Consider the following 11,876-nt stretch of genomic DNA (forward strand, 5'->3'; position numbering starts at 1 on the left):
GCTTATCATATTTCCGTCCAGTGTCGGGACGTCTCCACACAGGGTGATGGGGTGCGTGAAAGGCCGTCTGGCAGGCGGCTGGCGCCTGGGTGAGAATCCTGTCAGAGCCCCGTCGACAGACTGGCAGCAACCAGAGGTTCACTTTGGCCGGTGACGTCCGTCACCCGATGCCCTCGGAGGCCATGACCTTCGCCCCCTACCCGGTCACCTGGGGCGAAGCGAGCCAATGGTGAGACCGAACGAGGAGAACCCATGAAGCTCAAGACCCTGGCCTGGCTCAGCGCCGGCCTCCCCCTGCTGGCGAGTTGCGGCAGCATCGTCGGCGCCGCCATCCCGCCCCAGACCATCAGCAACCCCGCCCACCTGAACGGCGCGACGCTCACGAGCTCCAGCCCGCTGACCGTCCAGCGGGTCGGCACGTCCATCCAGTACGACACCAGCTCCACCATCCCGGCCGGCTCCTTCGACGACCTCGATACCTCGTCCATTCCGCTAGGCATCAAGCCCTACGCCGCCGAGATCAAGGCCAGCCTGAAGTCCGTGGTCATGACGGGCGCGTGCGCGATGCCTGCCTCATTCACGCTGACCGTCGATGCCTTCGCCGTGTCGGTGTGGGACTCCTCGAACAAGGCGGGCGCCGTCACCCTCAGCGCCACGCCCAACCTCAACATCGCGGCGACCCGCACGGACTCCGGCGTGGGCACCAGCACCTACTCGCTGGAGGCCAAGAGCGTGTCAGTCGGCAAGGGTGACGCCAATGTCCCCAAGGCCCTGATGATCCTGACCACCGGCGGCAAGAACGACGTCAGCGTCAGCGCCAAGATCAGCGCCGACAACGACGCCATGGCCGGCTGCAGCCTGACCTTCACCCTGGGCGATTCCAGCGCGACCCTCAGCAGCTTCCACTGATCCCGTGCTGACTAGGCCGCCCGCGTCCCCACGCGGGCGGCCTGATCTAGTCGGCCGGCACCGAGGCCAGTTCCATGCTCGGTGTCGCGGGCGATACCCATGGGTTTCCCCTCAGCACGAAGCGCCACGGCAGGGTGCGGCCCTCCCGGATGCCGATCCGGGCCGTGACCTCGACCGCTCCGTCTGGGACGGCGACCGGTGGCCGGTGCAGGTGCAGCGCCGAACTATTCACCACGGTTCCGGCCACCCGCGCAGGCTCCAGTCCCAGGGCGTAGACCAGCTTGGCCGGGCCGTTCGTCAGGTCACGCTCGCGCGTCACGGGCCGGTTCGTGAGCATGTGCCCCAGCCCCTCCAGCGGCTCGATGGCCCGGATCAGCACGCTGGCGGCCACACCCAGGGGGCGGCACGACACCTGCAGGAGCGGGTGCCCGTGCGCCATCCAGAACAGCCAGTGGCCCGGCGCGATGGCCATGTCGGCGGAACGCGCGGCATGGAAGCGCCCGGCCGTACACGCGGGATCGCGTGGACAGTCGTACGCCTCGACCTCCACGATCCTGCCCGTCAGCCGGGCGCCCTGCGCCGTGACGCGGATCAGCGTCCCTCCAAGCAGGTCACGTGCCAGACGAACCGGATCGGCATCGAAGTGATCCGGGCGCAGCGGCTCCGTCATTGGATCGGGCACCCGTGGGGCCGCAGCATTCGCGTCTGGAGTCCTCTGCCCATATCGCCACGATAGCCCGCCGCCCCGGTTCTGCGCCGTGACCTCAGGGGGCCGGTGGAGCAGGACGGGAGCGGCGACGAACGCGGCCCCACAGGTTGAGCTGGGTGGCCACGCGCCGCAGGCGTCCGGCTGGATTCAGCGCGATGCTGCGGGCCAGCCACACGAGGCCGGAGGGCCGCCGGTCGGCCAGCAGGCCCCCAGCGATCCGGTAGGCATTCAGGCTGGCGGACTCCCGCTCGAAGGCCCGCCGGGCGGCGGCCGGTTCAGCATGCCACTCGGCCATGAACTGCTCGAAGGCCAGTCCCTGCTGACCGGTATGGCGCCGGAGGTTGCCGCGCCGGATGAATTCAAGTTCCAGGCGTTGAAGGTGCAGCTTGCGGCCACTCGTACTGCCGGAATGCACCCGGTAGTTCACGAGGCGCTCGGGCAGGGCCAGCACGGGCGCATGGTCGGCCATCCGGCTCCACAGGCCGACGTCCTCGGCGGCGGTCAGCAGTGGAAATCCGCCCACTGACAGCGCCAGCGTCCGGTCGAAGACCACGCTGGCCGCCAGCAGGTAGATGATGGCGTGCTGATCCATCAGCTGCCGGTACTGGACTTCATCCCTGGGGCCCACATCGAAGTACCCGAGGCGGCCACCCGTCGATCCGATCCGGTAGCCGTACGTGCCGAGGGCGGCCAGGTGCGGGTGGGCAGCCAGGTACGTCATCTGCCGCTCCAGCTTGGTGGGCAGGAAGACATCGTCGTGATCAAGCAGGGCCACCCAGCGCGTGTCTGCCAGCTCCATGGCGCGGTTTCTGGCCACCCGCACGCCTGAGTTGGCCTGCTGGATCACCCGGATGCGGGCATCCTCCAGGGCGTGGCGCTGCGCGATCTCGTGGCTCCGGTCGGCACTGCCGTCGTCAATGATCAGGAGCTGCCAGTGCGGGTAGGTCTGGTCGCGGACGCTGCGGATGGTTTCGTCCAGGTGGCGCTCGCCGTTGAAGACGCAGAGGATGACCGTCACGACTTCCGGAGGCATGCCGGCACTGTAGTGGCCCGCCGGTCACGCCGGGTGTCGACTTGCCCGAATTGTCTGACCTCCTGCCTTGTGGCAACGGGGGGCTGAAGCCCCCTCACCGGCTCAGCAGGCCGCCCTCGTAGATCCGGCGGATGGTCGTGTCGATGTCCGGTTCCTGCACCGTGAGGTCACGCACCGGGGCGTGGGCCGTCACGCGGGCGATGGGCGCGGCGGCCGCTCCCGTGAAGGCGTACCGGACGCGGGGGCCAGCGGCGTGCAGCACCTCTAGGCCCGGAACGTGCGGGGTCGCGGGTACCTCCTCGTAGTCCACGACGAGTTCCCGCGCCCCGCCGTAGCGCTGCTGGAGGGTGGCCAGTGCGCCGTCGTAGAGGAGCTGGCCTTGGTCGATGATCATGACCCGCCCGGCGAGGCGCTGCACGTCCATCAGGTCATGCGTGGTCAGGAGAACGGTGACGCCCTGCTCGCGGTTGATCACGCCCACGAACTCGCGGATGCGTTCGCGGGCCACCACGTCGAGTCCCACGGTGGGCTCGTCGAGAAACAGCAGGCTGGGATCGTGCAGCAGGGCGGCGGCCAGATCGGCACGCATGCGCTGGCCCAGGCTGAGGGAGCGGGCCGGCGTGCCCAGGAACGGCTCCAGATCAAGGAGGGCCGTGAAGCGGGCGAGGTTCTCCCGGAAGCGGCCCTGCGGCACGCGGTACACGTGCCGCAGCAGGTCGAGGCTGTCCCGCACCGGCAGGTCCCACCACAGCGTCGTGCGCTGCCCGAACACCGCCCCCAGCCGGGCCACGTGACGGCGCCGCTCGCGCCACGGCACCAGACCGCCCACGCTGACCACACCGCTGTCCGGCACCAGCAGGCCGGTCAGCACCTTGATGGTGGTGCTCTTCCCCGCTCCGTTCGGCCCCAGGTAGCCGACGATCTCGCCCGGCTGGATGGTGAAACTCACGTCCCGGACGGCCTCCAGCACGCGCGTTCGGCCGTGCAGCAGCCCGCCGCTGCGGACACGGTAGGTCTTGCACAGGTGCTGGACGTCGATCATGGGCCCACTCTTCTCGCCGGTCATGTGCCCGTGCCCTGGTAGCGGCGCACGCCCACCGTCCAGAAGGCAAAGGCGGCGGCGAGCATCAGCGGCCCGGTGACCGGGGAGACGAACGCGGCCCAGCCCGGCAGGCCATCTGGCAGGGAACGGCCCAGGATGTGCAGCACCGGGAAGTACGACAGGAACGCGGCGGGAAGCACGTACGTGAAGGTCTTGCGCAGGGCCGCGCCGTAGATGTCCATGGGGTACGAGATCAGGGCACGCCCGCCGTACGTGAGGACGTTCATGGCCTCCACGCTGTCCACGGTCCAGAAGGTCAGGGTTCCACCGATCACGAACAGGCCTCCGAAAAAACAGATCATGCCCAGGATGCTGCCCGCCAGCAGCGCCACGTCGCCGGGCGTCCACGCGACCGCGACCTGCGACACGCCGTACGCCAGGATGCCGGTGGCCAGGGCCACGCGGGTCAGGCGGCGCAGCGCGAAATCCGAGCCGAACACCTGGACGGGGAGCGGCGCGGGCCGCAGCAGGAAGGTCGTGAAGGTGCCGGTGCGGATGTGCGCCGAGAGGTTCGGGGCATCGAAACCGCCGAAGATCAGGTCCATGAGCACGAACGCCAGTTCGGCAAGCCCGTACAGCAGGCTGACCTCACCGAGCGTCCAGCCGGACAGCGTGCCGAAGCGGGGCAGCACCAGCGCAAAGGCGGCGTATTCCAGGCCGGTGATCAGTGCGGCGGCCACGGCGTCCAGGGCGAAGGACACGCGGTACACCCCCTGCGACCGCATCTGGGCACGCAGCAGCAGCACGTACAGCCTGAGGTGACCCAGCAGGACGGTTCCCGGCCTATCCACCGGCGACCTCCAGGCGGCGCAGTCCCCGAGCCAGGACGACCTGCGCGAGCCAGAACAGTGCGACCGTCCACGCGGCCTGTGTCCACACCGCCACGAGGGCCGCGTGGCCCGTCTTCACGCCCAGCCACACTTCGACCGGGGTGTTCAGCATGCCGGGAAAGGGCGTCCAGGCCAGGATCTGTTGCAGCCAGGACGGAAAGAACGCCAGGGGCATCAGGAAGCCGCAGCCCAGCCCCCACAAGGCCCACGCGAAGCGGCCGATCCCGACGGCGTCCGCCGACCAGAACGCAGCGCTGTTCACCAGGAAACGGAACGCGAAACTGAGCGCCCACGCCAGAAGCAGGCTCACTGCGGTCAGGACGGGCCCAACCGGCAGTTTCGCGCCGAAGGCCACGGTGAACAGAAGCAGCATGGGCAGGCCCCGCAACACGAACTGCCCGGCGGCCCGTCCGGCATCCTGCGCCGTCCAGAAGGCCAGCAGATCATGGGGACGCAGCAGATCCGTGACCACCTCGCCCCGGTGGACGGCGCGCATGAAGTCGTACCAGCCGAACAGGGCCAGCGTCGCGATCATCAGCTGCGTGATGCCGGTATACGTGATCGCGTCCTGCACGGTGTAGCCCGCCACCTGCGGCCGGCGGCCGAACAGGGCCACCAGAATGGCAATCCGCAGCACCCCGAAAAACGTGTTGGTGAGCAGGCCCCACAGGGCCGCCTGCGGGTACGCGAACTGCCGCCGGAAACCCAGCCGGGCCACCGAGGCATACAGCGCGACGCTGGACGAGGATCTGGCTCTGAGGGCAGCGGATGGATGCAGGGGAACCTCCGGGGCGGCACGGACTGCGCCTTATGAACGGCTTAACGTAGCGGCAGGCCGGCCTGTGGGGAATACGCCGGATGGCTCAGCCTCCCGGCCTCACAACACGCCTGGGCAGGCGGGCCGGCTCAACCCGCCCGTACGGGCGAACGGAGTACGCTGAGCCGCACGTCATTTCACTGGAGGTCACCACCATGATGGACATCTTCAACACGCTCGGCGGCATGGGGCAGGCGCAGCAGACGGTCGGGCAGCAGCTCGGCACCTCTCCACAGCAGACGGCGTCCGCGATCGAGGCGGCCGTGCCGTTGCTGCTCGGGGCGCTGACCCGCAACGCGACGCAGCCCGGCGGTCTGGACGCCCTGTCCGGCGCCCTCGACCAGCATGACGGTTCGGCCCTCGACCAGTTCGGCCAGGGCCAGGTGCCCGACGTGCAGGAGGGGCAGAAGATCCTGGGACACGTGTTCGGCGGGCAGCAGACAGCCGCCGCGAATGCCGTCAGCCAGCGGGCGGGCATCAGCCCGCAGCTCGCCATCCAGATCCTGAGCATGCTCGCGCCGCTGGTGCTGGGCTACCTGAGCCGTCAGCGGCAGGGACAGACCGGTGGTAACCAGGGCGGCGGCATGGGTGATCTGGGCAGTGTCCTGGGAAGTGTGCTGGGTGGTGGCGGCCTGGGCAGCATCCTGGGCGGCCTGCTCGGTGGAGGTCAGGCCCAGGCGCAGCCCCAGGTTCAGCAGCCCGAGCTTCAGCCGACACAGAACAGCGGCCTGGGCGGCGGTTCCGTCATTCCCGGTCTGCCCTCGCAGAGCACCCAGGGGGGCCTGGGTGACCTGGGCGGCCTGATGGGCACCCTGAACAGCGTGCTCGGGGGTGGCGGCGGCAGCTCGACCCAGACGCAGAGCAGCAACGCCCTGGAAGACCTGATCGGGATGTTCGGAGGCCAACGCTAAGCACACCACAGCGACTCAGGAGGGAGGCGGCCAGGCCTGGCCCGCCTCCCTTTCGCCTGGGCGGGCAGGATCGCCCTCACCCGGCCCATCTGTCGTGACCTCTCCATCCCTGAGGGAAGACCAGCGTCAGGCCTTCCTGGCCACCTCCAGCAGGTCGCCACGGCGCACCATCTGCACGATCTGCAGCAGATCCGGGCGGTAGTAGCGGTCACTGGTCATGTTGGGGATCTGCTCGCGGATGTGCTCCCACGCGGCCTGCGCGCCCCGCCCCGCGCGGAGCTGCTGGAAATCGAGGGCCTGCGCCGCACACAGCAGTTCGATGCCGATGACGCTCTGCACGTTCTCCAGGATCGCGCGGAGTTGCCGGGCGCCGTGGGCACCCATGCTGACGTGATCCTCCTGGTTCGCGCTGGTGGGAATGGTATCCACGCTGGCCGGGTGTGCCAGCACCTTGTTCTCGCTGACCAGCGCGGCGGCCGTGTACTGCGCGATCATGAACCCGCTGTTCAGCCCGCCCTGCGGCGCCAGGAAACCGGGCAGGCCTGAGAGCGCCGGGTTCAGGAGCTGTTCGCAGCGGCGCTCGCTGATGCTCCCGAGTTCCGCCACCGCGACCTTCAGCGCGTCGATGGTCACGGCCAGGGGTTGCCCGTGGAAGTTCCCACCGCTGACCACGTCGCCTGTGTCCGGGAAGATCAGGGGGTTGTCGGTCACGGACGCGAACTCCACGGCCAGCACCCGTTCGGCGTGCGCCAGGGCATCCAGACTTGCCCCGTGCACCTGCGGCGCGGCGCGCAGCGAGTACGCGTCCTGCACCTTGCCGTCTCCCACCGCATGCGACGGCGCGATCTGCGAGTCCCGCAGGAAGAACCGCAGCTCCTCCGCGACCGCCACCGCGCCGGGATGGGGTCGCAGGCGCATCACGTCCGCCTGGAAGGGCCGGTGCGAGCCGTACATCGCCTCGACCGTCATGGCCGCCGCGAGGTTCGCCGTGCCCAGCAGCGTGCGGGCGTCCGCCACCGCCAGGGCCAACAGGCTTCCCATCAGCTGCGTCCCGTTGATCAGGGCCAGCCCCTCCTTGGCCTGCAACTGCACGGGATTAAGGCCCAGCTCGGCCAGCACGTCTCCGCTGGGCCGGAGCTGCCCGGCGTAGTCCATCTCCCCCATGCCGATCAGGCCCAGCGCGAGGTGTGCCAGCGGCGCAAGATCCCCGGATGCCCCCACGCTGCCCTGCGCCGGAATGACCGGATGGGCGCCCGCGTTCAGCAGGGCCAGCAGCAGTTCCACCACCTCGGGCCGCACGCCCGAGTGCCCGAGCGCCAACGACTGTGCGCGCAGCAGCATCATGCCGCGCACCACCTCGGTCGGCAGGTTCTCCCCCACTCCGATGGCGTGCGACATGATCAGGTTGTGCTGAAGTTGCTCCAGCCCCTCACGCGGCACCTGCACGTTCGCGAACTTCCCGAAGCCGGTGTTCACGCCGTACACTGCCGCGTCTCCGTCCACGATCCGCTCGATTACCGCCCGGGCGCGGAGGATGCGCGTTCGGGCGGCATCCGAGAGGTGCACAGGCTCGCCGCCCCGCACGACGGACAGGAAGGCTTCGAGGGTCAGATGTTGATCGAGCATCATGGGTGAACTCCAGGCCATGTGACCAGCTGCCCGCCCACCCACACGTCCCGCACCGGATTCGTCCCGAGGGTGTACGGCAGGTCGCGCCAGTCGTGGCTGTGCAGGGTGAGGAAATCGGCGCGCTGGCCGGGCGCGAGGGCTCCCCGGTCACTCAGGCCGAGGGCGGCGGCGGCGTTCACGGTGCAGGCGGTCAGGGCCTCGGCGGGGGTGAGGCGGCACAGGCGCACGGCGAGGGCCAGCGCGAGCTGAGCGCTGAACACGGGTGAGGAACCAGGGTTCAGGTCGGTGCCGATCGCCACTGCTGCGCCCGCGTCGATCAGCGCCCGTCCCGGCGCGGCCGGGAGGCCCAGGTGCAGCGTCACGCCGGGCATAATAGTGGCCACGGTATTCGCGGCGGCCAGCGCGGCGATCTGTGCGGGGCCGCTCGCCTCCAGGTGATCCACGCTCAGCGCTCCGAGTTCACACGCGAGTTCCGTGCCGCCGATGGCATGGAACTGGTCGGCGTGCAGTTTCGTGCGGAGGCCAGCGGCCATCGCGGCCTCCAGGATCGCGCGGGACTCCTCCACGGTGAACGCTTCCTTCTCGCAGAACACATCCACGGCAGCGGCCAACCCTTCGCGCGCCACGCGGGGAATGAGGTCGTGACAGACGCCCTGCACGTACTCCGCACGGTGCTCCGTGGGTGGAACGTGGATCAGCAGGGTCGGCTGAAGCTGGAACTCAGTCTGCAACGTCCTCACCGCCTCGAGCATCCGGAGTTCCGCCGCGAAGTCCAGCCCGTACCCGCTCTTGACCTCGATGGTCGTCGCGCCGGAGGCGTGCAGCGCGGCAAGACGGGGCCGCGCCAGCGCCACGAGTTCGTCCACGCTGGCCGCGCCGGTCGCCTGCATGCTGCGGCGGATGCCACCTCCCCGCGCCAGGATCTCCTCGTAGGGCACGCCCTGCACGCGCGCCTCGAAATCCGCGAGGCGATCTCCGGCCCATACGGCGTGCGTGTGCGGATCGACCAGGCCGGGAACGACGGCCACGCCGCCCAGATCGTGCTCCTGCTCCGTGCCGGGAGCCTCGGCGCGCGGCCCCACCCACACAATCCGCCCTTCGGCGACAAGCAGCGCGGCGTCGGAAACGAGGGTCAGGTTTCGCATGGCCGCGCCGCGCTGCGCTCCAGGGCTGGCCGCGACGAGCTGGCTGATGTTGGTGAACAGCGTTTCGGTCATGCGCTGTCCCACTCGGTGCTGGCCTCGCACAGAGTTTCCATGATGAGGCGGGCCATCAGCAGTTCGCTTCTTCCACTGGGATCGAGGTTTGGGGCGAGTTCCACCACGTCCAGGCCGACGATTCTGTTCTGCCTTGCGGTAGCAGCGAGCATCTGCATGACCTGAGCGTACGTGAGGCCGTCGGGTTCAGGACTGCTGGTGCCGGGGATGACGCTGGGATCGAACCCGTCCACGTCCACGCTGAGGTAGACGTTTTTTCCGACAGGCAGGCGCTCCAGCACGGCGTTCAGGTCGGCGGTCACGTCCGCCATGGGCACCAGGGTGTGCCCACGCGCTCTGGCGGCGGCCACCGCTTCCGGATCGAACCGCAAACCGCGCAGGCCGATGGTCGTGATGTGCACGAGGTTCGTCAGTTCCTCGCAGGCCCGGCGAAACGGGCTGGAGTTGCTGAATCTCGTGTCGTTCCGCACGTCCGTGAAGTCCAGATGGGCGTCGAGTTGCACCACGTGCAGCTCCGGCACGTCGCCGAAGGCGCGCAGGAGCGGGTACGTGACGCTGTGATCTCCGCCCAGAAACACCGGCAGACGGGAACGGGATCTGACCAACCGTGCTCCAGCCGTGATCCGCTCCCGCGCAAGCTCGGGTTCCAGGCTGGGCAGCACCACGTCCCCGGCATCCGCGAAGGAGACGCCCGCCAGCCGGGTCACGCCGTCCAGGCCGGTGAAGGGCGGCACGCTCCGCAGGCTCGCCTCTCGCAGCGCCCGTGGCGCGAAACGGGCGCCGGGCCGGAACCCCAGGGCGATGTCGAAGGGAATGCCCAGCGCGGCCACATCTGCCCGCCAGTCGCCGCCCGGATCGACCATGGGCGCGCGGGCGAAGGTGGGAATGCCGCCGTACGGGAGGTGGCTGGGCTGGGTCACTCGCGGCCCTGGTGATCCGCGATGCCCAGGCTGGGCAGGTCGATCCCACGGGCTGCGGCGACGTCCAGCGCGAGGTCGTAGCCGGCGTCGGCGTGGCGGATGACGCCCATGCCGGGATCGTTGGTGAGGCAGCGGGACAGGCGCTTCGCGGCGTCCTCGGTGCCGTCGGCGAGCGCCACCAGACCGCTGTGCTGAGAGAAGCCCAGGCCGACGCCGCCGCCGTGGTGGAAGCTCATCCACGCCGCACCGCTGGCGATACCGACGCCGAAGTTCAGCAGGGGCCAGTCGCTGACCGCGTCGCTGCCGTCCTTCATGGCCTCGGTCTCGCGGTAGGGGCTGGCGACGCTGCCCGCGTCGAGGTGGTCGCGGCCGATCACGATGGGGGCCTTCAGGCGGCCGTCGGCGACCATCTCGTTGAACAGCAGCGCCGCCTTGTCGCGCTCCCGGTAGCCGAGCCAGCAGATGCGGGCGGGCAGGCCCTGGAACGCGATCTGGTCGGCAGCGTAGGTCAGCCAGGATTGCAGGCGGTCGTCGTCCGGGAAGAGGTCGAGCAGGGCACGGTCCGTGGCGCGGATGTCCTCGGGATCGCCGCTCAGCGCCACCCAGCGGAAGGGGCCACGGCCCTCGCAGAAGGAGTCGCGGATGAAGGCGGGCACGAAGCCGGGGTAGTCGAAGGCGTTCGTGACGCCGGCTTCCTGGGCGCGGTGGCGGAGGTTGTTGCCGTAATCGAAGGCGACCGCGCCGCGCTGCTGAAGGTCGAGGATGGCGCGGACGTGGGCGGCCATCGCGTCGTAGGCGCGGCGGCGGTACTCGTCCGGGCGCTGTGCCCGCAGCTCGGAGGCGTCCTCGTCGGCAGCAAGGACGGGCAGGTACCCCCACATGGGATCGTGGGCGCTCGTCTGGTCGGTGATGAGATCCGGCGTCCAGTTCATCTCGACGAGTCGCGGCACCAGGACGGCGGCGTTGCCCTGCACGCCGATCGAGCGCGCAACTCCTTCCGCCTTATATCTCTCGGCGCGCGTGATGGCGTCGTCGAGCGAGTCGGCCACTTCGTCGAGGTAACGGGTCTCGAGGCGTTTCTGGATGCGGGTCGGGTCGATCTCGATGCAGATTGCCACACCCCCGGCGAGCTTCACGGCCAGGGGCTGCGCGCCGCCCATGCCGCCCAGCCCGGCGGTGACGGTGATGGTGCCCTTCAGGGTGCCGCCGAAATGCTTGCGGCCAGCCGCAGCGAAGGTCTCATAGGTGCCCTGGAGGATGCCCTGCGTGCCGATGTAGATCCAGCTTCCGGCGGTCATCTGGCCGTACATCATCAGGCCCGCCCGATCCAGCTTGTCGAAGGTCTCCCAGTTGGCCCAGTGCGGTACGAGGTTGCTGTTGGCCAGCAGCACGCGCGGCGCCCACTCGTGCGTCCTGAGCACCGCCACGGGTTTACCGGACTGGATCAGCAGCGTCTCGTCGTTCTCCAGCCGGTCGAGGGTCTCGACGATTTTGTGGAACGCGGGCCAGTTGCGGGCGGCCTTGCCGCGCCCGCCGTACACCACCAGCGTGTCCGGGTGCTCGGCTACCTCGGGGTCGAGGTTGTTCATGAGCATGCGTTTGGCCGCCTCCTGAATCCAGCCCTTCGCAGTGCGGGTGCTGCCTCTGGGCGCGCGGATGACGGGGGCGGGCTCGGCGGTGGGCTGGTTCATGGAATACCTCTGGAGGGCCTGTTATGCGAAGGATGGGAGGGCCAGCAGTGCTTGGAACCAGGAGATGTTCCACATCTTCCCCAGCCGACCGACCATTCGTCTGGCCGT

The 11,876-nt window shown here is 69.3% G+C and carries 11 protein-coding genes and 1 riboswitch; of the genes, 2 read left to right on the forward strand and 9 right to left on the reverse strand.

Annotation, left to right across the window (positions count from 1 at the left end):
* Positions 1–166 precede the first annotated feature (166 nt).
* Positions 167–250: riboswitch (cyclic di-GMP riboswitch) on the forward strand.
* A 2-nt stretch (positions 251–252) separates the two neighbouring features.
* Complete coding sequence (locus E7T09_RS05780; protein WP_136388129.1) at positions 253–909, forward strand: hypothetical protein; 657 nt, start codon at positions 253–255, stop codon at positions 907–909.
* Between the two features lie 46 nt (positions 910–955).
* On the opposite strand, the gene E7T09_RS05785 is transcribed toward E7T09_RS05780, so the two are convergent.
* From E7T09_RS05785 to E7T09_RS05805, 5 genes are all read right to left on the reverse strand, one after another.
* Complete coding sequence (locus tag E7T09_RS05785) at positions 956–1,579, reverse strand: DNA-3-methyladenine glycosylase (RefSeq protein ID WP_136388130.1); 624 nt, start codon at positions 1,577–1,579, stop codon at positions 956–958.
* A 94-nt stretch (positions 1,580–1,673) separates the two neighbouring features.
* Positions 1,674–2,651, reverse strand: a complete 978-nt coding sequence (locus E7T09_RS05790) for a glycosyltransferase family A protein (RefSeq protein WP_136388131.1) — start codon at positions 2,649–2,651, stop codon at positions 1,674–1,676.
* 94 nt (positions 2,652–2,745) lie between these two features.
* On the reverse strand, positions 2,746–3,693 hold the full coding sequence (locus E7T09_RS05795) for an ATP-binding cassette domain-containing protein (protein WP_136388132.1): 948 nt from the start codon (positions 3,691–3,693) through the stop codon (positions 2,746–2,748).
* A gap of 20 nt (positions 3,694–3,713) precedes the next feature.
* A complete protein-coding gene (locus E7T09_RS05800; protein ID WP_240741633.1) occupies positions 3,714–4,544 on the reverse strand; it encodes an ABC transporter permease in 831 nt (276 codons plus the stop codon).
* Positions 4,537–5,301 carry an ABC-2 family transporter protein gene (locus E7T09_RS05805; RefSeq protein WP_240741634.1) on the reverse strand — a complete coding sequence of 255 codons (765 nt, stop codon included), beginning with the start codon at positions 5,299–5,301 and terminating at the stop codon, positions 4,537–4,539. The genes E7T09_RS05800 and E7T09_RS05805 overlap by 8 nt, the downstream gene beginning before the upstream one ends.
* A 254-nt stretch (positions 5,302–5,555) precedes the next feature.
* Here E7T09_RS05805 and E7T09_RS05810 point away from each other — a divergent pair, with 254 nt between their 5' ends.
* On the forward strand, positions 5,556–6,311 hold the full coding sequence (locus tag E7T09_RS05810) for a DUF937 domain-containing protein (RefSeq protein ID WP_136388133.1): 756 nt from the start codon (positions 5,556–5,558) through the stop codon (positions 6,309–6,311).
* Positions 6,312–6,437: 126 nt separating this feature from the next.
* Here E7T09_RS05810 and hutH read toward each other — a convergent pair whose 3' ends face one another.
* The 4 genes from hutH to hutU are packed head-to-tail and all read right to left on the reverse strand — an operon-like array spanning position 6,438 to position 11,768.
* Entirely contained in the window at positions 6,438–7,940 is a 1,503-nt protein-coding gene (hutH, locus tag E7T09_RS05815; protein WP_136388134.1) for a histidine ammonia-lyase, read from the reverse strand.
* Entirely contained in the window at positions 7,937–9,157 is a 1,221-nt protein-coding gene (gene hutI / locus E7T09_RS05820) for an imidazolonepropionase (protein ID WP_136388135.1), read from the reverse strand. Before hutI ends, hutH begins: the two co-directional genes overlap by 4 nt.
* The gene (locus tag E7T09_RS05825; RefSeq protein WP_136388136.1) at positions 9,154–10,077 is read right to left on the reverse strand and encodes an arginase family protein; all 924 of its coding nucleotides are present in this window, start codon (positions 10,075–10,077) and stop codon (positions 9,154–9,156) included. The genes hutI and E7T09_RS05825 overlap by 4 nt, the downstream gene beginning before the upstream one ends.
* Complete coding sequence (hutU, locus tag E7T09_RS05830; protein ID WP_136388137.1) at positions 10,074–11,768, reverse strand: urocanate hydratase; 1,695 nt, start codon at positions 11,766–11,768, stop codon at positions 10,074–10,076. The genes E7T09_RS05825 and hutU overlap by 4 nt, the downstream gene beginning before the upstream one ends.
* Positions 11,769–11,876 lie beyond the last annotated feature (108 nt).

The organism is Deinococcus sp. KSM4-11 (genome assembly GCF_004801415.1).
Lineage (GTDB): Bacteria > Deinococcota > Deinococci > Deinococcales > Deinococcaceae > Deinococcus.

Coding starts and splice junctions, on each gene's coding strand:
- E7T09_RS05780 (WP_136388129.1), top strand. CDS start 253: ATGAAGCTCAAGACCCTGGCCTGGCTCAGCGCCGGCCTCCCCCTGCTG.
- E7T09_RS05785 (WP_136388130.1), bottom strand. CDS start 1,579: ATGACGGAGCCGCTGCGCCCGGATCACTTCGATGCCGATCCGGTTCGT.
- E7T09_RS05790 (WP_136388131.1), bottom strand. CDS start 2,651: ATGCCTCCGGAAGTCGTGACGGTCATCCTCTGCGTCTTCAACGGCGAG.
- E7T09_RS05795 (WP_136388132.1), bottom strand. CDS start 3,693: ATGATCGACGTCCAGCACCTGTGCAAGACCTACCGTGTCCGCAGCGGC.
- E7T09_RS05810 (WP_136388133.1), top strand. CDS start 5,556: ATGATGGACATCTTCAACACGCTCGGCGGCATGGGGCAGGCGCAGCAG.
- hutH (WP_136388134.1), bottom strand. CDS start 7,940: ATGATGCTCGATCAACATCTGACCCTCGAAGCCTTCCTGTCCGTCGTG.
- hutI (WP_136388135.1), bottom strand. CDS start 9,157: ATGACCGAAACGCTGTTCACCAACATCAGCCAGCTCGTCGCGGCCAGC.
- hutU (WP_136388137.1), bottom strand. CDS start 11,768: ATGAACCAGCCCACCGCCGAGCCCGCCCCCGTCATCCGCGCGCCCAGA.